General features: G+C 60.4%; 14 protein-coding genes. All 14 read left to right on the top strand.

Annotated elements, in window-relative coordinates:
• Positions 1-13: 13 nt before the first annotated feature.
• Complete coding sequence (locus tag Q1K29_RS14995) at positions 14-985, top strand: hypothetical protein (RefSeq protein WP_300395892.1); 972 nt, start codon at positions 14-16, stop codon at positions 983-985.
• 246 nt (positions 986-1,231) lie between these two features.
• Positions 1,232-1,627: a BlaI/MecI/CopY family transcriptional regulator gene (locus Q1K29_RS14990; RefSeq protein ID WP_300395891.1), complete on the top strand. Its 396-nt coding sequence runs from the start codon at positions 1,232-1,234 to the stop codon at positions 1,625-1,627.
• A complete protein-coding gene (locus Q1K29_RS14985) occupies positions 1,624-2,601 on the top strand; it encodes a M56 family metallopeptidase (RefSeq protein WP_300395890.1) in 978 nt (325 codons plus the stop codon). The genes Q1K29_RS14990 and Q1K29_RS14985 overlap by 4 nt, the downstream gene beginning before the upstream one ends.
• 90 nt (positions 2,602-2,691) lie before the next feature.
• Complete coding sequence (locus Q1K29_RS14980) at positions 2,692-3,849, top strand: TolC family protein (RefSeq protein WP_300395889.1); 1,158 nt, start codon at positions 2,692-2,694, stop codon at positions 3,847-3,849.
• Positions 3,846-5,438, top strand: coding sequence for an efflux RND transporter periplasmic adaptor subunit (locus Q1K29_RS14975; protein ID WP_300395888.1), 1,593 nt, complete (start codon positions 3,846-3,848; stop codon positions 5,436-5,438). The genes Q1K29_RS14980 and Q1K29_RS14975 overlap by 4 nt, the downstream gene beginning before the upstream one ends.
• 9 nt (positions 5,439-5,447) lie before the next feature.
• Positions 5,448-8,576, top strand: a complete 3,129-nt coding sequence (locus Q1K29_RS14970; RefSeq protein ID WP_300395887.1) for an efflux RND transporter permease subunit — start codon at positions 5,448-5,450, stop codon at positions 8,574-8,576.
• Between the two features lie 38 nt (positions 8,577-8,614).
• The gene (locus Q1K29_RS14965; protein WP_300395886.1) at positions 8,615-9,649 is read left to right on the top strand and encodes a hypothetical protein; all 1,035 of its coding nucleotides are present in this window, start codon (positions 8,615-8,617) and stop codon (positions 9,647-9,649) included.
• 294 nt (positions 9,650-9,943) lie between these two features.
• A complete protein-coding gene (locus Q1K29_RS14960; protein ID WP_300395885.1) occupies positions 9,944-11,827 on the top strand; it encodes a PLP-dependent aminotransferase family protein in 1,884 nt (627 codons plus the stop codon).
• A 121-nt stretch (positions 11,828-11,948) separates the two neighbouring features.
• The gene (locus Q1K29_RS14955) at positions 11,949-12,881 is read left to right on the top strand and encodes a carbon-nitrogen hydrolase family protein (RefSeq protein ID WP_300395884.1); all 933 of its coding nucleotides are present in this window, start codon (positions 11,949-11,951) and stop codon (positions 12,879-12,881) included.
• Between the two features lie 41 nt (positions 12,882-12,922).
• On the top strand, positions 12,923-15,328 hold the full coding sequence (locus Q1K29_RS14950; RefSeq protein ID WP_300395883.1) for a TonB-dependent receptor: 2,406 nt from the start codon (positions 12,923-12,925) through the stop codon (positions 15,326-15,328).
• A gap of 45 nt (positions 15,329-15,373) precedes the next feature.
• Positions 15,374-16,942 carry a tetratricopeptide repeat-containing sulfotransferase family protein gene (locus Q1K29_RS14945; RefSeq protein ID WP_300395882.1) on the top strand — a complete coding sequence of 523 codons (1,569 nt, stop codon included), beginning with the start codon at positions 15,374-15,376 and terminating at the stop codon, positions 16,940-16,942.
• Positions 16,942-19,131 (top strand): serine hydrolase, encoded by a 2,190-nt coding sequence (locus Q1K29_RS14940; RefSeq protein WP_300395881.1) that lies wholly within the window; start codon positions 16,942-16,944, stop codon positions 19,129-19,131. The genes Q1K29_RS14945 and Q1K29_RS14940 overlap by 1 nt, the downstream gene beginning before the upstream one ends.
• The gene (locus Q1K29_RS14935) at positions 19,128-20,330 is read left to right on the top strand and encodes an MFS transporter (RefSeq protein ID WP_300395880.1); all 1,203 of its coding nucleotides are present in this window, start codon (positions 19,128-19,130) and stop codon (positions 20,328-20,330) included. Before Q1K29_RS14940 ends, Q1K29_RS14935 begins: the two co-directional genes overlap by 4 nt.
• A gap of 75 nt (positions 20,331-20,405) precedes the next feature.
• Positions 20,406-21,863 (top strand): NAD-dependent succinate-semialdehyde dehydrogenase, encoded by a 1,458-nt coding sequence (locus tag Q1K29_RS14930; RefSeq protein WP_300395879.1) that lies wholly within the window; start codon positions 20,406-20,408, stop codon positions 21,861-21,863.
• Positions 21,864-21,875 lie beyond the last annotated feature (12 nt).

Raw genomic sequence — 21,875 nt, 5'->3', positions numbered from 1 at the left:
CGAGGAGATCTCTATGAAGAGGACATTGTTTGCTGCATCGCTGCTGGCTCTGACGATTTGGGGAGGTGTGGCCACATCGGCCGCACAGCCTTCAGACCAGGCATCCGTGCCGGGTGTCGAATGGGCCTCGGTTCAATCGGTTGATGTCCAGGCGATCAACGCCGACCTTGAACCGGGCAAGCCGACAGTGGATGTCGGCTTGTACTATCCTTCCAACCTTCACGAAGGGGCAAAGGAAAAGCTGCCGCTGAGCGGCCTCATCGAGGAGTTCAGGAATGCCAAGAAGGTCTTTGAGCCGACCGGTGTTCAACTGAATCTCCTCTTTGTGAAGACGGGCGAAGTTGATCCGAAACACCTGGCAATCTTCGCGTCGAAATGGGAAACGGACATGCCTTCAGGTGGCTATGGCAACATGTATGTTCAGGGTGCGGTCCATCCCACGGAAATGTCGGAGGGAGCGATAGAGACCTTCCAGGCCATTGTCGAACCTTCGTCGGATAATGCCCGGACGGTTTATCTCGTCGCGCTTCAGAATGTTTATATGCCCTATTATGAGGATCTTGATGGTGGGCGGAACTGGGCTCCAAAGATCGTAAACACGTCCGGGCTCTCGTTTCCTTCCTACTCGTATGCAGATACGATCCCGGAGCGAATTCGCGGTGTCATTTCGCTTACGAAGCACGACGCAACGAACAAGCTCACAATCGCTCATGAGCTTGGTCACAAGCTGATGAATGTGAGCCATGAATACATGGAGGTTAGTCCCCAGCATGAGATCCGGTCGGATGACGGGCTCATGCTCTATGGTTCGGGCACACAGATTCCCTCCGGCGAAGATGGTCGCTGGCATCAGGAACGCCTCCTCTTGTCTCCCTATCTCTACCGTACCGACGAGGCCGGGGAGAAAGTATGGAACGAGAATTATCAAGAGGGCGGCATATATTACGATCCGATCTATGGAGAGTACGCAGTCCAGTTTGATTAGTTCTGGATTCTGAACTCCCGTTGGAGCAGCCGGGGGCAAGAGCGCGGGACCCTCATACCTCCGCCCGCAATTGGGCCTCCGGCTGTATCGACGGAACTTTTCCTGGCACGACGTTTGTCGTTCCGGATGTCATGAAGCGAATTGAATAAGATTATGCCACACGATCCGTTCCTTCCTGTTGAAAAACCGATTGCTGGTCGGCTTTTTGTAATCTATGATTGTGTGAATGACGAGCTGGAGGAATGCGTGGCCGGTCAACTGAAACTTGGAGACCTGGAAGTCGCGACCCTTGAGGCCATCTGGTCCTGGGGCAAGACTGATGCGCGTGACCTCTATAAGCATTTCAGCCGGTCTCGCGGTATTTCTCTTTCTACCGTCCAATCGACGCTTGAGCGCCTGCATCGCAAAAGGTTGCTTTTCCGCGACAAGGTTTCCCACGCTTACGTTTATTCTCCAGCGGAGAGCCGCGAGGCGGTAATGGCGCGCCTTGTCGATGAAGCACTCGGCCGGTTTCGGGCGAAAAGCGATGATGGCCTGCTGGCGGCCTTTGCGGGCATCACGGCGAGTGCCACTCCCGAGACCCTGGACGCCCTCGAAAAACTGGTCCGCGAGGCCCGGCTGGCAAAGGATGAGCCGGAGTGATCGCGCTTGCCGATATCTGGATTGCCGTACTGTGCGGCATCGCTGTCGCTATCGTCGCAAGCCTCGCGCTTGCGGTTGCCGCGCCGCTCATGCTGCGACCGCTGCGCCGGGTCGCGCCAGGGCTCCGGGTGGCCATTCTCATAGGCATGCTCAGTGCGCCGCTGCTATCGGGCGCCGTTGTCGCCATTCTCGTAGCATTCTCCACGCATGCGTGGCCGCTCGACCTTGTTACCCATCATTGCCATATCGATAGCGCCGCTTGTGCCTCACATGCGCGGGCTGATGATACGCTGCTCCTGACCGCGCTAGGAGCAGGCAGCCTCTGCGCCATTCTCCTCTGGTTCGGTCTCTCATTTTTCGGCCTCATCAGCCGGTCCAATCAAAGCCAGCGCCTGTTGCGGCTCGCTTCAGTTTCGCGGTTGGCTGATGCACATGTCGTTCAGACACCCAAGCCGGTGGCCCTGTCGGCGGGTCTGCTGCGGTCTGAGACCTTTGTGAGCGATGGCCTCGTACGGGCACTCGACTCGAAACAGCTTGCCGTGGTCATGGCCCATGAAGAAGCGCATGCGAGGCGCCGTGATGGTCTGTTTCGCCTGATGGGTCATTTGCTGAGCATCGGCCATCTGCCGTGGACACAGCGTTTGCTCATGCATGAGCTGGAGCTGGCGCAGGAACAAGCCTGCGATGCGTTGGCCGCGATAGCGCATGGCGCGATCCGCACGGCAGAAACACTTCTTGCTGTCGAGCGGCTGAAGCAGGCCTTTGGATACAAGGTGCCAGATGCCTGCATGGCATTCGGGGACGCTGACATCGAACTGCGCGCGCATGCCCTGCTCGCCCCGCGCTTCTTCGCAACGGGGTGGAGCGCTGCCGGTTTCGTCCTGACGATGCTTGCTTCGGCGCTTTCATTATTCATCGTTTCCGAGCCTATCCATCACGAGCTCGAATCCATTTTCCTCTCAAATCATCACTGACACCTCATGATTCATTCGTCATCCACAATGCCGATCAAAAAACCGATCTCAAATCGGTTTTTAATCGTTCCTGTTCTTCTTTTGCTGGCGATGCCTGCTGCCGCCCAGACACTGTCTGCCGATGACGCCGCCCGTCTCGCAACGGATCACCCGGAAGCGGTTCAGTTGCTTGAGGCGCCGATCGAGCGGGCGCAAGGCAATCTTCAGACAGCGCGCATGCTGCCAAATCCCGTAGCCAGCTTTGAGCGTGAAGGGGCTGAGGGATTTGGTGGTGACGGGTCTGAAACAATCCTCACCGTTGAACAGACTCTCGACTTCTCGGGCCGACGTTCCTTCAACCGGCGCGGGGCTGAAGCCGACATCAAGGCGGCACGCTTCAAGGCGCTGACAGAGGCGGCGACGCTCGGCGTCGAGGCGCGTCGTCGCTATTTCGATCTGGTGGCAGCACGGGAAGAACTTGCTGTCGCCAAGCGGTATGGGGAGGAGGTCAATGAGCTGCTCGCCCAAACGACACGACGTGAACAGGGTGGCGATGCGGCGCGCTATGATGTCGAGCGTGTTCGGCAAGAAGCGCTGGCCGCCAGTATAGCTCTGACTGAAGCCGAGACGAATGTGTATTCGGCCGAACGATCGCTTGCCGCTTTGATCGGGACCGATCCGCTTTCGGAGAATGTCGTTCTGACGGATGATCTTCTGCCAGCTGATCTGCCACCGGCGAGCACCACCAGATTGCCCGCGATCAGCACGCTGGAAGCGCAGGTTGAGGGCGCGAGATGGCGTCGGCAGTCAGCGTCCAAGTACATGCCGGATTTAACAATCGGGGCAGGCGTTCGCCAGACGGAAGGACTTTCAGAGTCGACCGGCTTGCTGTTCAGCCTGAGCGTGCCGCTGCCGCTGTTTGACAGGAACCAGGGCGAATACCGCGCTCGCTCCGCGGACGTGAATGAAGCGGAGGCACGTCTGCGTCTCACCGAAATGCGCCTGACCTCGGAAATTGCCTCGCTCCGCCATCGTCTGGAAACACTGATGGCAGCAGCTGAGCGCTATGAGGCCGGTGCGCTGTCTTCAGCAACTGAGCTGCGCCAGATCGCGCTGGCGTCCTTCAATGGCGGAGAAATTGCCGTCTTCGAAGTTATCGATGCCCTTCAGTCGACCCGTGAAGCCGATCTGCGAACCATTACCCTGAAGCATAATGCTCGCAAGGCCGCTCTGGCCCTTGCCGAACTTCTCCCGGAGACCGACCAATGAGCCGTTTGACCTATCTTGCTGCGGCACTGTTTGCGCTTGGCCTGACAGCCTGCGGTGGCACCGGCGACCATGGGCACGATCCTGCGGACGGCGGTCATGCACATGATGAGGATGGAGGTCATGTCGACGAAGGCGATGGTCATGGCCACGGCCATGATGGCGGTGTTGTCGTGACCGATTTCACCGACATGGCGGAGTTGTTCGTCGAATTTCCCCCCTTCGCTGTCGGCCGTGAATCGCCATTCGCCGCGCATTTTACGCGCCTCGATACACTTGAGCCTGTGAGCAGCGGAGAAGCAATTATTCGTCTCTCGGGCGGTGGTGCCGCAGAGGAGATCTTCCGCGCCGGGCCGTCGCCGACAGTTGGTATCTTCAGGCCAGTTGCCGTGCCGAGACATGCCACCCTGCGCCGCGTAACGGTCGAGCTGCGAAGCGGCGACCTGACGTCAGTCCATGACCTTGGTGAGTACCAGGTCTATCGCACCGCTAGCGAAGCCGACGCAACGCTTCCGCATGCGGAAGAGGGCGAGACGCTGGTTGCATTTCTGAAAGAGCAGCAGTGGAAGGTGGATTTCGCGACAGCGCCTGTCCTTGAACGCACGCTGGCGCGTTCGGTCATGGCGCCCGGTAGCCTGACTATTTCGCCGAACGCGGAAGCTCGTGTGGCAGCGCCCGCTGATGGCCTTGTGAGCGCCCCTCAGGGTGGGTTTCCTGAACTTGGGGAGATCATTTCCGAAGGTGACCTGCTTGTGCGTATCAAGCCCCGACTTGGCGGCGACCTGGATCGCGCTTCGCTCTATGCAGAACTTGAAAGTGCAGAAGCTGCGCTTGAGGCCGCTCGATCTGAAGCCCGTCGTGTCGAGGGCCTGCTCGAGGATGGCGCGGTTCCGCAGCGCCGTGTCGATGAAGCCCGTACAGCGGAACGCCAGGCCGAGGCTCGCCATAATGCAGCCCGCAGCCGCGCAAATGCAGCCGGCGGATCAGGCGGTGTTTCCGTGCTTGCGCCGATTGGTGGGCGGGTTATAGAGGTCAATGTCACGCCCGGTGCTTATGCCACATCCGGCCAGGCGCTGTTCCACATTGTTGAGGATGAGACGCTCCGCCTCGTGGCGCGGGTGGCGGAAGCCGACATGGCCTCCCTTGGCACCCCGCAAGGGGCCTGGTTCCGCATCGCGGGCTCTGATGCGGTTCGTGATCTGGAAGACCTTAACGGCCGCCTGGTATCGGCCCGCGCCAGCATTGACCCGGTCACACGTACCGCTCCCATTACCTTTGAATTCGACAATCCGGGCGGCGCCCTAAGAGCTGGTGCTTCGGTCACGGCTGGTGTTCGCACGAGCGACATCTTTGTTGGTCCGGTCATTCCGGCATCGGCGATCATCGACGATGCCGGCCAGGATGTCGTCTATGTCATGGCCGATGGTGAAAACTGGGAGCGGCGGGTGATCAGGATTGCCCTGCGAGATGGCGATCAGGTCGGGATTGCATCCGGTCTGGATGTCGGTGAACGCGTCGTGTCGCGCGGTGCCTATCTCGTTCATCTCGCCGCCTCGGGACCTGCCGAAGCCGGCCACGGCCACGCCCACTAGGACGAGATAATGATCACGCAAACCGTCAAGGCCTCACTCACCCATCGCCTGTTCGTCCTCATCGCCGCCGTCGGCCTGCTTGTATGGGGCGTGTACGAGGCAACACGCATGCCGGTCGACGTCTTCCCCGACCTGACGGCCCCCACGGTCGCTGTCGTCGCAGAGGCGCATGGCATGGCGCCGGAAGAGGTCGAAACACTGATCACTTTCCCGGTCGAGACAGCGCTCAACGGCGCGTCAGGCGTGCGCCGCGTGCGCTCATCGACCTCCGTTGGAAGCGCCATCATATGGGTGGACTTCGAATGGGGCACCGACATCTATCGTGCGCGCCAGATTGTCTCTGAAAAGCTGCAGCTGGTGCAGGACAGCCTGCCTCCGGATGTGCCGCCGCCCGTCCTCGCGCCCGTGTCCTCGATCATGGGCGAGATCATGTTCATCGCGCTGAAATCCGACCGGCATGATGCGATGGAGCTGAAGACAGCCGCCGACTGGACATTGCGCCGCCGCCTCCTGGCGGTGCCCGGTGTGGCGCAGGTCATCCCGATTGGCGGCGATACCAAGCAGTATCAGGTGACCGTCGATCCGGCGCGTCTGTCAGCCTATGGCCTGACGCTTGAGGAGGTCACGGAGGCGGTCAGTACCACGAACCAGAACTCGTCTGCCGGCTTTGTCGATCAGGGTGGCCAGGAGTACCTGATCACCGGGCTCGGGCGCGCGGAGCAGGTCGAGGATATCGCAGCGACGTCTGTCGCCGTGCGCGGCGGTGTGTCCGTCCTCGTCAGAGACGTTGCTACGGTTGAGATTGGACCCGCTCTGAAGCGTGGCACCGGCTCGCATAACGGCGAAGATGCCGTCGTGCTGGGTATCCAGAAACAGCCTGATACCAACACGCTGACACTGACCGGGGAAATCGACCGGGTCATCGCGGAAACCGAGGCGAGCCTGCCCGAAGGTATGCGGATCGAGACCAACACCTTCCGTCAGTCGAACTTCATCTCTGTCGCGGTCGAGAATGTTGCCCATGCGCTGCGGGACGGGGCGATCCTCGTCATCGTGATCGTCTTCGCCTTCCTGATGAGCTGGCGCGCAACGCTGATCTCGTTACTCGCTATCCCGCTTTCGCTCGTGGTGACGGTTCTCATTCTCCAGGCCATGGGGGCGAGCATCAATACGATGACGCTCGGCGGCATGGCAATCGCGCTTGGCGCGCTGGTTGATGACGCCATCATCGTGGTCGAGAACGTCACGAGGCGGCTGCGCGAAAACAGGGCGAAGGGCGAGCCGCGTGGCGTGTTGCCAGTCGTTGCAGACGCCACGCGGGAGATCCAGGGCTCCATCGTTTTCGCGACGTTGATCATCATGCTGGTCTTCCTGCCGCTCTTCTTCCTGTCGGGCGTTGAGGGGCGCCTTCTACAGCCGTTGGGGCTCGCCTATGTGATTGCGCTCGCTGCCTCACTGCTCGTCGCTGTCACCGTGACGCCAGCGCTGGCTGCGATCCTTATGCCAAAGGATGGCGGGGTGAAAGCTGCACACGACCCGTGGCTATCGCGCGCTGTGAAACAGGTCTACGCGCCTGTTCTGGATGGCACGGTGAAACGCTGGAAATTACTGAGTGCGCTTTCCATTGGCGGCCTTATCGCAGCGACGGCCTTCCTCGCTATGGCAGGCCGGTCCTTCCTGCCTGACTTCAACGAAGGCAGTCTGACAGTTAGTGCCGTAACGCTGCCTGGCACGTCGCTGCAGCAATCCGATGAGCTCGGCAAGCTGGTCGAACAGATCGTCCTTGAACAGCCGGAAGTCGTCTCGACGGTACGCCGCACCGGCCGGGCTGAACTGGATGAACACGCCCAGGCTGTCAGTGCCTCCGAGATCGAAGTGGCGCTACAGATGGGCGAGCGCTCGAAGGAGGCCTTCCTTGAGGATTTGCGGGCCTCGTTCACAAGCGTTCCCGGCATGAACATCACGATCGGTCAGCCCATCTCGCACCGGATCGATCATATGCTGTCGGGGACCCGCGCAAACATTGCGGTGAAGCTCTTTGGCGAAGACCTCTACGAATTGCGCCGTCAGGCGGAGGACATACGGGCTTCCATGGAAGGCATTACCGGTGTGGTCGATCTCTCTGTCGAACAGCAGGCGGACGTGCCGACGCTGACGGTTGATTTCCAGCGTCAGGTGATTGGTCAGTATGGCCTGACGACTGGCGAAGTCGCCGAAATGATCGAGGCAGCCTTTGCCGGGGCCGAGGTAAGCCGAGTGCTGGAAGGAAGCGCGGCTTTTGATCTCGTCGTACGTTATGACCAGAACGCCAAGGCGAGCCTTGATGCTGTGCGTGAAACTCGCTTCGTCACGCCGACAGGAGCGGAAGTCCCGCTCAAGGCGCTTGCCGAGATCCGTCGGGACCGCGGACCGAACACGATCAGCCGGGAGAATGGGGCGCGCAAGATCGTCATCATGGCCAATGTAGCCGGCCGCGACTTGTTAAGTACGGTCAATGATATCCGCGACAATATCGAGACCGGCGTCGACCTGCCGTCCGGCTATTATGTCGAATATGGCGGCCAGTTCGAAAGCGCCAACGCCGCGACCAACCGGCTGACCATACTTTCGATTGCCGTCGTGATCGGTGTGTTTGTCCTGCTCTATATGGCGTTCAACTCCGCCCGCGACGCGACACTCGTCATGGTGAACCTGCCACTCGCCCTGATCGGGGGCGTAGGCGGGGTCTACCTGTCAGGGGGTGTCCTGTCAGTCGCCTCGATCATTGGCTTCATAACGCTTTTCGGTATCGCGACCCGCAATGGCGTGATGATGGTTGCGCATATCCGCCATCTGGTCGATTCTGGTGAAACACCAGACTTCTTGTCCGCGGTGCGGCAGGGGGCAATGGAACGGCTTGTCCCGATCCTCATGACAGCGCTTGCCACGGCGCTTGCGCTCGTGCCGCTGGCACTGCGCGCCGGCGAGCCGGGCAGTGAAATCCAGTCGCCCATGGCGATGGTGATCCTGTGCGGTCTGACGACGTCCACCATCCTCAACATGATAGTTCTGCCAGCGCTCTATGCCCGTTTCGGCGAACGCCACGCGCGGCATGGGCCGGTTGACGAAGATGCCGCCGTTCCACAGCCCGCCGAGTAAAAAATGCAACCGCTCATAGCACACGTCTGGAGATACTCATGAAACGCACAATCCCTTCCCGCCATGCCCTTCTGGCCTCATTCGGCCTGTTCGCGCTTGTTGCGGCCGGTTGTTCGCAAGGTTCGGCGTCTGATGACGATCACGGCCATGCGCATGAGGGCGAGGATGCGCATGAGCATGGCGGCGAGGATCATGCCGATGACCATCCGCATGAAGGAGAGAGTGAGCACGCGCATGAGGGTGACGATCATGGTCATGAACACGGTGCCGGTGAGGGGGACCATCAGCATGCCGCTGGCACGGGAGAGCCGACCCTCGGTTTCTCGCTGACCGAGATGCCCACGGCTGGTGAACCTGTAACCGTGTCGTTGATCCTCAACGGCCCGGACGGAGAGGCTGTGACTGCTGACGATATCGCCTCCACACATGGCGAAAAATTGCATGTGATGGTTGTTGATGAAGGGCTTGAGGATTTCATCCGCCTGCATCCTGACGCTGGACCTGACGGATTTTTCGAGGTCACCTTCACGCCTAATTATCCACGCACCTACCGGGTCTGGACCCATTATGCGCTTGCTGGAGGGGAGGCTGCGCACAGCCATGAAGAGGATGAAGATCACCATCATGACGAGGCAACCGCTTCCGAAAGCGAGGTCATGCTGTCGGACGCTTTGATCGTGGGGGAAGAGAGTGCGCCACCTCTGCCTGCGGGTAACGTCCTCACAGCCAGCGTCGATGGTCTGCGGTACGAATTGGCTCTGGCGAAAGAGGTTACAGTTGGCGAGCCCGTGAACCTCACCGTCACGGTGTCTGGTGCCGACCGCGCGCCTTTCGAGGGGCTTGAGCCGCTGATGGGCGCTTATGGTCATCTGGTCGGCTTTAGCCAGGGTGCCACATCCATGGTGCAGGCTTACTCGACAGGTGATCACCCGCACGGGGACACATCCAGGGGCGGCCCCGAGCTTCGATTTGAAACGACATTCGAAGAAGCTGGCCCACACCGCCTGTTCCTGCAGACAAAGGCAGATGGAGAAGAGCGGAGCGCGGGCTTTGAAATCGACGTGGTTCAATGACGCTGGGCGACTGCGCATAGGGGCATTGTCATGTGGGGACGGCCCCGGTTCTGCAAGCGTCAAGTTTGCGTGATGCTAATCTGACGGGTTCCTATACGAGATATGCCGTCAGAGACGTGCACTTTCTTCGGCTGGAACTGGTGCGCTCTCAGTGACTTGCCGACTATCAGCGTGTGAAGCGCTAGCGGGGTTCGAACGTCAATTGAACGCTCCGCTATGTGGAAGCAACGGCCTCATTGTCTGGTGCACATCGCGGTTGACGCGTGTCGCTCTCTCAGCGTGAAGTCCAGAACCATGTCACGCCAGCCAAGCCTCGCAACGATGGACGCCGAAACGCTTGCCCCGCTTTGCAAGCTCGACAAGCATAATGAGCTCTCCCTTCAGGACCAGATCAGACGGGCGGTCATCGGAGCCATTAATTCCGGTATCCTGCCGGCGGGAACCAGGCTTCCGTCCTCGAGAAAGCTCGCCGATACGCTGGGCGTCTCGCGCAATACAACCCTGATCGCCTACCAGAAACTGATTGCGGATGGACACCTGGAGTCGCGTGAGCGCAGCGGCTTGTTCGTCGCGCAGGCAGGGCACCCGGTCGGTGACCTTGGCATGCAGGTCATTGCCCCCCGGCGCAGCAAGACAGCGGCCAGTGCCATCCAGCGGATCGATCCAGCGGCGCAGAGGGGGCGAAGCTTCAGTTTTCCGCCTGACTGGCAGTCCTTCCGGTACCCGTTTCTGGAGGGGTGCTACGATCGCTCGCTTTTTCCCGTCGTCGAGTGGCGTGAGGCGAGCCGGCTGGCGCTCGCGGCGCAAGAGGTAGCGACCTGGTCCATCGGGTCAGGTGAAGCCGATGATCCTTACCTGGTGGACGAAATCAGGAGCAAACTTCTGCCAAGGCGCGGCATCGCTGCGCGGCCCGATGAAATCCTGATCACGGCGGGCGAGCAGCAGGCGCTGCACCTTGCCATGGCGGTCCTTGCTTCGAGCGGGACGGTGGTTGGCATGGAAGAGCCGGGCCTGCCGGAAATGCGTACGCTAATCGATCAGCGAGGCAGCCAGAGGGTCAGCCTGCCTGTCGACGATGAGGGGTTGATCGTCGATGAAAATCTGTCCGGGTGCGATGTCGTTCACGTTTCTCCGAGCCGGCAGCGGCCCACGGCCGTTACACTGTCGCGCGCACGCCGGGAGGATTTGCTTGCACGGGCAGAGCGTGACGACTTCGTGATCATTGAGGACGATTTCGAATGCGAGTTGAATTACCTCGTCGATCCCCTGCCAGCCCTGAAGGGAATGGACGAGACAGACCGGGTTGTTTATGTCGCAAGCCTGTCCAAGGTGCTTGAGCCGGGGGTGGGGCTGGGCTTCATGGTGGCGCCACCTGAGTTCATCGCAGCGGCACGGCAGCTGCGAAGTATCGCCTCCGGTCGTCCGTCTCCGAATAATCAGCGTGCGGCGGCATTCTTTCTGTCACTCGGGCACTATGATGCTATGCTGCGCCGTCTGAGCACCGTTTTCGAAGAGCGGCTGATTGCCCTGCGCGACGCGCTGAACCATTACCGTCCTCTCTCGATCGCTGTTGCCCCGGTGCGAGGGGGCACGACCCTCTGGATCCGAGCTGATTCGGACCTTTCGACACGCCAGCTTCTAAGGCAAGCGCAGTCCCGGGGTGTGCTGATCGAGCCAGTGGAAGATTATTACACGTCGGGCACGGCGCCGACGAACGTGTTTCGGCTTGGTGTGACCAGCCTCCCTGCGAAACGCATCCGCGACGGTATCGCTGCCCTATCCGACGCGATGCTGGCAACAACTGGAGCAGAGGCCGAGCAGGAGCAGCGGTTGCAGATCCTGTCCGAGGCTGAAGTACAAGACCGGATTGGCGGACTGACGCTTTACTATCGAACGGTCTATGGAGAGCCTTGCACGATCCAGCTCAACGCGGATGGCACCATGCACGGCCGGGCTGGTTCGGCCGGTGAAGATGTCGATCAGGGTCATTGGTGGACCGAGGACGGAAAGTGGTTCCGCCATTGGGAGCGATGGGCTTTCGGCGAGACGCTGAGCTTCCATGTTGCCATTCAGGACCACCAGATTTTCTGGCTCGATGACGACCATATCATTCGCGATACTGCCGTCATCATTGAGCCATCTGACGAAAAGACTGATTCACAGCCAGACGCGTCCTGAACGGAATCTGGCTACAAGGATTGGCCTCATCTGGCTCTAAAGCATCTGTCATCATGCCGTCATGGTTTGTTCGACGCCGGGATATTGCCCCGGCCAGGAACCAGGTGAGGCTTCAAGAGACATGAGACGGCTAGGACTTGCAGCCCTGCAGATTGACGCTGAAGCTAGCGGGAATTTCGACCTTGTCGAAAAAGAAATTCGCTCCGTGGTCAAACGGTTTCCATGGCTGCGGCTCGTAGCGCTTGGCGAACTCATCGTGCATGGCCCTTCGACTGAAAAGGCAGAGCCGGCCGGCGGGCCGACAGAGAAGCGGTTTCAGGCCCTGGCGCGCGACCTCGATATCTGGCTCGTTCCGGGGTCCATGTACGAAGCGCGCGGCGGGCAGGTTTACAACATGGCCCCCGTCATCGCGCCAGACGGGATGATTGTCAGCCGTTACGACAAGATGTTTCCGTTCCGCCCATATGAGGCCTCGGTCGCCAGCGGTTCGGGATACTGCGTATTTGACATACCCGGTATCGGTCGGATCGGGCTCGTCATCTGCTATGACATCTGGTTTCCCGAAGTCATCCGGACACTAAGTGCCATGGGCGCCGAAGTGATCCTTGCTCCGACGCTTACCAACACAATCGATCGCGATGTCGAAATTACCATCGCCAGGGCCAACGCGGCCACTTCGCAAGTCTACATGGTGGCCGTGAACGGAACCGGGAAACTGGGCAATGGCCGTTCTGTCGTGTTCGGTCCCGGGGGCGAGTTGATCTACGAAGCCGGAACGGGCCGTGATGTCATCGCGCTGGAGCTGGACCTCGACCAGGTCGCCCATGTCCGCGAGCGGGGCTGGCACGGGCTGGGCCAGGTCATGAAGAGCTTCAGGGACAGCAGTGTGTCTTTCCCGCTCCATGCGTCCACCGCCCAGCGTCAGGAAGCGCTGTCCGGCCTTGGCGAGCTGGCCGTACCCGAGCGCGAGTCGCCAGCGTCTCAGTCGATTCCGCATTCATCAAAGCCCACAGACGATCGCCCGCAGGCCAATGGCCGCAGCGGCCGAGATTAAACACAAGACCACCATCAGTTCACGAAAGAGGGGATAAAGACATGAGCAGAATTTCCAGATATTCCAGCCGGGTTCACATCTTCTCGGCATTGCTGGCAGGCACGGCGCTGGCGACACCCGCCTTTTTTGTGGCTGCCGCGCAGGACACCGAGGATGAAGCGGCCGTTGAAGCTGTCAGCCGGCAGAAAACTGTCACGGTGACAGCGACGCGGCGAAGCGAGTCTCTGACAGATGTTCCCTATAACATCTCTGCGGTTTCAGGCGACGAGCTTGAAGCGTCAAACATCCTGGACGAGGCCGAACTCTTGCGCTCGGTTCCCGGTGTCGCGGTCGTGGACCGGGGCGCACGCAATGCTGGCACACTGAACGCCGCCCGGATTCGCGGGCTGGCCGTCGACGGCAATGCCCTCGGCGATTATGCAGTTTCGTCGGTCGCCTCTGTATCCACCTATGTCAACGATACGCCGATCTTTGCGGGTTTCATGCTGAAGGATATCGAGCGCGTCGAAGTGCTGCGAGGCCCGCAGGGCACACTTTACGGGTCCGGTTCGCTTGGCGGTACGGTGAAGTACATCACCCGCGACCCGGTGCTTGGCGAGTTTGGCGGCAATGTCAGCGCCTCGCTCTCGTCTGTCGATGGCAGTGAGGACATCGGATATGCCTATGACGGTGTCCTGAACATTCCGCTTGGCGACACGATGGCGGTTCGCCTTGTTGGCAGCGTGACCGACTATCCAGGTCTCGTCGACTATGTGAACGTCTATGAGCTCGACGCGAATGGAATTCCAGTCGCGCCGAATGGCGTGCTCGACCCGGCTGCTTCTTACCGCTCGGTGGAGGATGCCGATACGGTCGAGCAGTGGATGGGGCGGGGCACGCTGCTCTGGGAGCCGTCTTCTGCCGCGAGGATCAAGCTCGTCCACACGCGCCAGTCCGATGACGTTGGCGGTCGCCGTCAGGTCACAATCGGCCAGGATGGCTTTGGCGACACATATGGCGAATACGAGAATGGTTCCATTCAGCTTGAGCCGTCGTCGCGGGATGTCAATTCAACCTCGCTTGAAGCTGAATTCGATGTCGGGTTTGCAACGCTGACCTCATCGACATCGCATTACGATCACACCGGGGACAGCGTGTCGGAGAATACCGGCTTCTATGCCCAGGCCGGCTTTCTGAGCTTCTATTATAATTATCCGCGTCCAATGGCGTCGGCCGTGCGGACCTACGCCGATGAAGCGTTTGTCCAGGAAGTGCGTCTCGTCACGGACGGTAATGACACGTTCGACTATGTCGTCGGCGGTTTCTATCGCAAGCAGCAGCTTCAATCGACGCAGGAAAGCTATCTCCGCGGCTTCAAGAACTGGTGGGATGCTTTCCTGCCCGGAGCGGCAGCAGCCGTGACGGGCGACCAGGATTTCGCCTATCGCCGGACAGAGAATTTCGAAGAACTGGCAGCCTTCGGTGAACTGACCTGGCATGCCACCCCGGACTTCGATCTTACGGTTGGCGCGCGCTACTTCGACAATGAGTCCAAGAACGACACTTTCATTGATTTACCTCTATATGCATCAGTGGCGGAGCCGACCAACGCAAACTTTGAGTCTTCGGAAGACGACATCCTTTTCAAGGTGAACGCCTCCTGGGACTTCAATGAATCTGACATGCTCTACGCCACCATCTCCGAGGGCTACCGGCGAGGCGGCTCCAACGCCGTGCCATTGACCGGGACCTTCGCGGAAGATCCTCGCTGGCAGATCTACAATTCCGACTCCGTGACCAACTATGAGCTCGGCGTCAAAGGCCAGCGTGGTGATATCCGCTACGATGTGAGCGCTTTCCTGGTCGACTGGCAGGAGCCGCAGCTCAATACCTCGACCACGAACTGGGGCTTCTTTGTCGTCCAGAACGGGCAGGAGGCGCAGACCTATGGGCTTGAAGCGTCCCTCGACGGTTATCTCGATGACAACTGGCACTATTCGCTAGGTTACGCCTATGTGAATGCCGAGCTCACGAGCGACTTCTATGCACCGGACCGTCCGCCGCCAGCCGCGCCCATCGCACTGGATGGCGCCATGCTCCCGGGCACGCCAGAGCATGCTCTCAACTGGGCGCTCGACTATACGACAACCGTTGGTTCCGACTGGACCTGGTTCTCGCGGGTCGATGGGTATTATCAGTCCGAGACGCGCAACGCCGTGACGACGTCGCCGAGCTTCAATGTCCCACTTGACGGTTTCGCCATCTGGAATGCGACGACCACGCTGTCGAACGATACCTTCGACCTCTCGCTCTGGGTCAAGAACATCGCCAATGAAGAAGGCGTCACCGGCGTGTTCACCGAAGCTTACATGGGGACCGCCCCCGCGGTCGGATATTTCGGTAATGCCAACAAGCAGCTGATCGCACTTCCGCGCACATTCGGTGCTACGGTGCGCTACAAATTCTGATCCGGGCCGGCGCAGTGGGCTTTGTTCACTGCGCCGGAAATCTTCATGTCTTCACCCATTCTTACGGAACCAGCCAGGCGGACACTCGCCGCAATCGATAAGGCCCTCAAACACCGGGACCTTGCCCGTGCTGGCGATATGATCGATGGGCTGCTGGCGACATCGCCTGATCTGGCGGATGGCTGGATCGTGGCGGCGCGGCTGGCCCAGATGCGCGCAGACTTCGATGCGATGCTTCCACGGCTTGAGAAGGGCGCCCGCCTTGCCCCCGGTTCGCCGCTTGTCAGCCTGATGAAGGCCGAGGCGCTTATTCATCTCGGGCGAATTCGCGAGGCGAAAGCGGCCCTGGCGCAGATGGAAAAGGCGGCGCAGCAGGATGCCGCCTGGCTCGGCCGGCTGGGTGAGGCTTACTCCCAGTGCGGAGACTTTGCTGCTGCGGAACGGTGCGCGCGCCGTGCCGTTGACCTTCAACCGGATGCGACGGGCTTTCGGTTTGCCCTGTCCTCCGCTCTGACCGCCCTCGGCAGGCTCGAAGAAGCCGCACATGAACTCGACGCCATCATCGAACGTGATCCCAATGACTTCGATGCCTGGTACAACCGCGCAACGCTACGGAAGCCGACCGAGGATAATAATCAGGTTGAGGCATTGCAGGCATTCCTGCGTTCCGGCCGCGTGTCCGGGCTCGGCCGCGCCCAGCTCAACTATGCCCTGGCGCACGAGCTCGAAGACCTCGGCCGATACGAGGAAAGTTTTGCGGCCCTTAAGGCCGGTGCAGCAGAACGCCGTGCTGGCATGGCTTACGCGGTCGAGCGCGATGTCAAGCGGATGCAGGAGATCGAGAAGACTTTCGATCGCACCTTCCTGGAGGCGGAGCCCGCCGGAGACAGCTCGGAGGGGCCGGTCTTCATTCTGGGCCTGCCCCGCAGCGGCTCCACGCTGGTGGATCGCATCCTGAGCGCGCATGGCGAGGTGGAGAGCCTGGGAGAGCTGAATGACTTTCCCATGGCGCTGACAACACTCTGCCGTAGGGCCTTTCCGGGAGAAGAGCTTGTTTCGGCCTCAAAAAAGCTGGACCCGATAGCGCTAGGGCAGGACTATCTGAGGCGGCTGAGAGAGCGCGCCTCAGGGCGCCGGTACATGATCGACAAGGCGCCGCTCAATTATCTCTATATCGGCCTGATCGCGAAAGCGCTCCCGAACGCAAAGATCATCCATATGCGGCGCGATCCCATGGATAACGCTTTCGCGATGTACAAGACGCTGTTCCGGATGGGGTACCCCTTCTCGTATGATTTCCGGGATCTAGCGGCGTATATGAAAGCCAAGGACCGGCTTATGCGGCACTGGGAGTCAATGTTGCCTGGCCATATCCTGCACGTTGACTATGAAGCGGTCGTTTCCAGCCAGCGCGCCGAGACAGAACGGCTTCTTGCCTTCCTTGATCTCGACTGGGACCCGGCATGCCTCGCCTTTCATAAGAACCCTTCACCATCGGCCACCGCAAGTGCAGCGCAAGTGCGCCAGCCCCTTTACGCGTCTTCGGTGGGCAAATGGCGGCGCTACGAGAGCGAGCTTACGACCCTGCACGAGCTTCTTGAGGACACGAGCTGATGCGCCGCATCTTTTCCCGTCTCACCTTCGCCCTCGCTGTCGTTGCGTGTGTGCAGCCCGCATCGGCACAGACCCTTCTGGACGAAACATTCCAGTCGGGAGATATCGGGTCATGGCGTGGAGATCCAGGCAGGGGAGATATTCAGCTTACGGAATATGCAGGCAACTGGTCTCTTCGCCTGCGACGGGACGCCTGGGCTGGCCGGACGATACCGGGAGAGATCGCGGCTGGTGAGACACTTTTAATCGAGGCTGACTTAGCAGCCGACGGGCTGGAGAAATCGGATGCCTGCATTCTCGAAGTCTCGGCAGGGGGGCAGCCCTGGGAGGAAGTTGGCCGCATCGGTTACGGTCAGGATGATGGTGTCACACTGACGACTGTTTCTGGGGAGATCGCGGGCCCGCTTGCACAGTTGGCGATCCGCGTCCGGAGCGACGGGAATGCCGGCAACGATACCTGCTGGGCCGATAATATCCGGGCGGTCAGGATAGCGCCTTTGCCGACGGAACCGGATGATCGGGCTGCGCTTGAAAAGATTCTCGCTGGTGATGGGACGCCCTCCGGCCTGTTGCCGATGAACATATTTGCGTTATCCCCCGGGGCAGACGCGCCCGTCGAAGCGCTGCAAGGGCAGCTGACACTTATCCCCGATCCCCGTTCAATACAGGCGAGGGTCGTGACCGATCGCTTTGGTTATGCAAATGGATCGGCGCCTCATCGTGAGCTGCCTGAAATGACGATCGACCTCGTGTCGTCCGGCAGCCATGTCGTTCCGGACAAGCGCCGCCTTGTGATCTCAGAAAACCCGCACTGGGATACGATCGTCACCGCTGGCCGTGTTTGGAGCCTGCCTGGCGATCAGGCGAGTTGGCGCACCGTCTTGCCATTTGCGCTGGTCGAGAAGAATGCGAACTGCGTCCACAATGGCTTGGTCGTCTTCGACACACTGGCAGATGGATCGACTTCGCCTGCCTATTGGCAGATCGCATCCGAGACGTGTGCCTATTTCCAGTTTGACGCCTGGGGCCTGATGCGGGTCGACCTAGATGCAGGGCCGGTGCCTGACGCAGCGGCGCTGGCCGAAGGCTACAGACAGGAGGCTGGTGATCGGCTTCCCGTCTATCCTGTCGAGCGCATGGCCGTTGATTTCCCGGGGATCGAGACGGATGCATTCGGCGCCGCAAGCGATGTCGCTCCCAATGACATGACGCTTTACGGACTGACGGTCGATGGCCGCCACTATGCAAGTGAATGCGGCACGCGGGCCGGGCCTATGCCACTTTGCGAGGAGCTGGTCATTCCATCCTACTCATTCGCAAAATCCATGTTTGCGGGTCTTGGCATGATGCGGCTGGAGCAACTCTATCCGGGGGCCATGCAAGCGCTCATCGCCGACTATGTGCCAGCCTGCGCATCGGAAGGGTCCTGGGACGATGTTTCATTCGGCGATGCGCTGAACATGGCGACCGGGCACTACAAGTCGGCCACACCAGATGCCGATGAAGATGCCTCGGTCGATCAGGAATTCTTCGTCACGACCTCGCATGAGCGCAAGCTGGCGCTGGCCTGCCGACAATTTCCGCGGCGTACCGAGCCGGGAAAGACCTTCGTCTATCACACCTCTGATACCTATCTCCTTGGCACCGCCATGCAGGCCTTCCTGCAGGAAAAGCAAGGGCCGGGGGCCGATATCTATCGTGATCTTCTGGTCGAGCCGCTCTGGCAACCGCTCGGCCTCTCGCAGGTGCTCGATGAGACACGGCGCTCCGAGCCGTCGGGCGTTTCCCAGCCTTTCACCGGCTGGGGCCTGTTCATGCAGCGCGGCGATCTGGCGAAACTTCTCGAGTTTCTCGGCAGCGCCGATGGGCAGATCGATGGTGAACAAGTGCTCGCGAAAGGGCCGCTCAGACAGGCGCTTCAGGAGGAGGGGGATAACGAAAGTCTGCCCGCCGCAGAGGCGCCACTCTTCTACAGGAATGGTTTCTGGGCTTTCGACATCCAGTCCTATGGTGACTGTGAGGCCCCCACGCGCATCCCATTCATGTCGGGCTTCGGCGGCTTGGTCGCCGCCATCATCCCGAACGGTGTGAGCTACTATTATATCAGTGATGGCGGGGCCTATCGCTGGGCTGGTGCTGCGCTTGAAACCAGCAAGATTTCAGACTTCTGCAAGGAAGGCCGCCCATGAGCGACACCTCGATACCCCGTGCGCGGGCTTCGCTCCGCGTCCATCCGGATGGCTGGACTGCGGCTGTCATTCTTGCCTTCCTCGCGACAGCCGGCCTCTTCTACGTCAACATCATGGCGGCCATCGTCGATGGGCTGGTGGCGGGCCTCGGACTGTCAGAAGGCCAGGCCGGGCAGATCGGGTCCATCAACATTTACGGCGCAGCGGCCGGCGCGCTGATCGCTACGGTGACCGTGCGGCGGGTGCCGTGGCGCGCCCTCTGTGTCGGGTGCCTGCTGGCGCTCATCGCCATTGATCTCGGGTCGATCGCCATCGACAGCTTCCCGACGCTGTTTGCCGCCCGTGCCTTTCACGGCCTGATCGGGGGGCTACTGACCGGAACGGCATTTGCCCTTATCGCGCGTACGGCAAAGTCGGACCGGACATTTGGTATGTTGCTCTTCGTCCAGTTCGGATTGGGCGGACTTGGCGTGATGCTTCTGCCTCCATTGGCACCGCTATACGGGACAAGCGCGCTTTTCCTGTCGCTCGCCGCGTTCAGCCTTGCGACGCTCCTGATGCTGCCATTCTTGACGGCGCACCCGGCTCCGGAGAAGAATCCGGAACGCGACGAGGACGAACCGCCCATGCAGTGGCGGCCGCTGGTCATGACGCTGGTTGCCATATTCGTCTTCCAGGCTGCGAATATGGGGCTGCTCGCTTACATCATCCGTCTTGGTATCGGTTACGGGCTTGAGCGCGAATATGTGTCAACGGCGCTTGGGTTAGCGACATGGGTCGCGCTGCTGGGTCCTGCGCTGGTCATGATCTGCGGCCTGAAATTCGGCCGGTTCTGGCTGCTGTTTGCTTCAATGTGTCTTACACTCGTCGGGACGGCTGTGTTCCACTGGAGCGCAAATCCTGTGGCCTACATGGTCGCCAATTGTGGCACGGGAATCACCTGGGGCTTCGTGGTCGCTTATCTGCTGGGCATGACAGCAGAATTCGACAAAGCCGGACGCGCGTCGGCTTTTGGTGGGTTCATTTCGAAAATGGGGCTTGCCTCCGGGCCGCTGCTGGCCGGATGGATCCTTGGGGCCGACCTTGGCCTGTCGACCCTGATCAATGCCGCGCTGTCTGGGTTGGCTCTCAGCATGTTGATCATGTTGTTTCCCGCCCGGCATCTCGACGCCAGGCGTGACCCGGTTCTGGCGCAATAGACACTGTTCAACTGGTACTATTGGCATTGGGCCGACCGGCTAGTCTGGCCTCATCGGAATATGAGGGTCTACAGAATGGCTGGCATCGAACTCGACTGTCCAACACAAGCGTTCATCGCTGGCGAGTGGCGCGCTGCCGACAAAAAACAGGTTTTTGACGTAAGCGATCCGGCGACGGGCGAGGTGATCGCCAGCGTCGCCGATTGTACAGCGTCGGACGCGCAAGCGGCTGTGGATGCAGCCGACGGTGCCCAGCCGGCATGGGCGGCCATGCCTGCTGCGGCACGCTCAGCTGTGTTGCGACGGTGGCGCGATCTGATGGTCGAAGAGGCCGACCGGCTGGCAGACATCCTGACCCGTGAGAATGGCAAACCCCTGGCTGAGGCGCGCGGTGAGATTCTCTATGGCGCATCTTACTTTGAGTGGTTCGCTGAAGAGGCCAAGCGCATTTACGGTGAGACCATCCCGTCTCCGGCTTCGGACAAGCGGATTCTCGTGATCCGCCAGCCGGTTGGTGTGTGTGCAGCGATCACGCCCTGGAACTTCCCGAATGCGATGCTTGCGAGAAAAGTGGCCGCTGCGCTTGCGGCCGGCTGCACAATGGTCGCCAAACCGGCTGAGGATACGCCGCTCTCTGCCTTGGCGATGGCCGAGCTTGCTGAAAGGGCCGGGCTTCCGGCTGGTGTCTTCAATGTCCTGCCGACGACTGCGCCAGCCGAGGTCGGCGAGGTCCTGACGACAAGCGACAAGGTCCGGAAGGTGACGTTCACGGGCTCCACCAACACAGGCCGCATCCTGATGCGCCAGGCGACAGGCACGATCAAGAAGGTCTCGATGGAACTCGGCGGCAACGCACCGTTTATCGTCTTCGAGGATGCAGACCTCGAAAAGGCTGCCGAGGGCCTGATGGCGTCCAAGTTCCGCAATGCCGGCCAGACTTGTGTCTGCGCCAACCGTGTATTCGTTCAAGCAGACGTCATGGACCGGTTTGCCGAGATCGTCCGAAAAAAGGTCGCCGCTCTAAAGGTGGCGCCGGGCCTCGAAGGCGGGTCACAGATCGGACCGCTCATCAATGCACAGGCAGTTAGCAAGGTTGAAACATTGGTGCGGTCAGCGGCAGAAGCCGGAGCCTGCATTGTGGAGGGTGGGACCCGCCATGCGGCAGGCGAGCTTTTTTACCAGCCAACGGTCCTCTCCAATGTGAGCCACGAGATGGAGATCGCCCGCGAGGAAATTTTCGGGCCGGTCGTTCCCCTCATCGCCTTCGACACGGAAGAGGACGCGATCCTGCGCGCGAACGATACCGACTACGGCCTTGCGGCCTACGCCTTCACCAAAGATCTCGGCAGGGCCTTTCGCGTTTCCGAAGCGCTCGAATACGGCATGGTTGCCATCAATGATGGCGCGCTGTCGAACGCGGCGGCCCCGTTTGGCGGCGTCAAACAATCCGGCCTTGGCCGCGAAGGCTCAAGCCACGGTCTCGATGATTATCTTGAACTCAAATACATACTGCTAGGAGGGCTGGGCGCCTGAGCCCGTCGATAT

Origin of the sequence: Henriciella sp., assembly GCF_029937755.1 — a bacterium.
Taxonomy (GTDB): domain Bacteria; phylum Pseudomonadota; class Alphaproteobacteria; order Caulobacterales; family Hyphomonadaceae; genus Henriciella.
Note: the sequence above shows the minus strand (reverse complement) of the source record. Positions and strands in the feature narration are given on the sequence as shown.

Excerpts from the sequence above, each read along its gene's own strand:
- Q1K29_RS14960 (WP_300395885.1), top strand. The coding sequence starts at position 9,944 with ATGTCACGCCAGCCAAGCCTCGCAACGATGGACGCCGAAACGCTTGCC.
- Q1K29_RS14930 (WP_300395879.1), top strand. The coding sequence starts at position 20,406 with ATGGCTGGCATCGAACTCGACTGTCCAACACAAGCGTTCATCGCTGGC.
- Q1K29_RS14940 (WP_300395881.1), top strand. The coding sequence starts at position 16,942 with ATGCGCCGCATCTTTTCCCGTCTCACCTTCGCCCTCGCTGTCGTTGCG.
- Q1K29_RS14945 (WP_300395882.1), top strand. The coding sequence starts at position 15,374 with ATGTCTTCACCCATTCTTACGGAACCAGCCAGGCGGACACTCGCCGCA.
- Q1K29_RS14970 (WP_300395887.1), top strand. The coding sequence starts at position 5,448 with ATGATCACGCAAACCGTCAAGGCCTCACTCACCCATCGCCTGTTCGTC.
- Q1K29_RS14995 (WP_300395892.1), top strand. The coding sequence starts at position 14 with ATGAAGAGGACATTGTTTGCTGCATCGCTGCTGGCTCTGACGATTTGG.
- Q1K29_RS14950 (WP_300395883.1), top strand. The coding sequence starts at position 12,923 with ATGAGCAGAATTTCCAGATATTCCAGCCGGGTTCACATCTTCTCGGCA.
- Q1K29_RS14980 (WP_300395889.1), top strand. The coding sequence starts at position 2,692 with ATGCCTGCTGCCGCCCAGACACTGTCTGCCGATGACGCCGCCCGTCTC.
- Q1K29_RS14975 (WP_300395888.1), top strand. The coding sequence starts at position 3,846 with ATGAGCCGTTTGACCTATCTTGCTGCGGCACTGTTTGCGCTTGGCCTG.
- Q1K29_RS14955 (WP_300395884.1), top strand. The coding sequence starts at position 11,949 with ATGAGACGGCTAGGACTTGCAGCCCTGCAGATTGACGCTGAAGCTAGC.
- Q1K29_RS14935 (WP_300395880.1), top strand. The coding sequence starts at position 19,128 with ATGAGCGACACCTCGATACCCCGTGCGCGGGCTTCGCTCCGCGTCCAT.
- Q1K29_RS14965 (WP_300395886.1), top strand. The coding sequence starts at position 8,615 with ATGAAACGCACAATCCCTTCCCGCCATGCCCTTCTGGCCTCATTCGGC.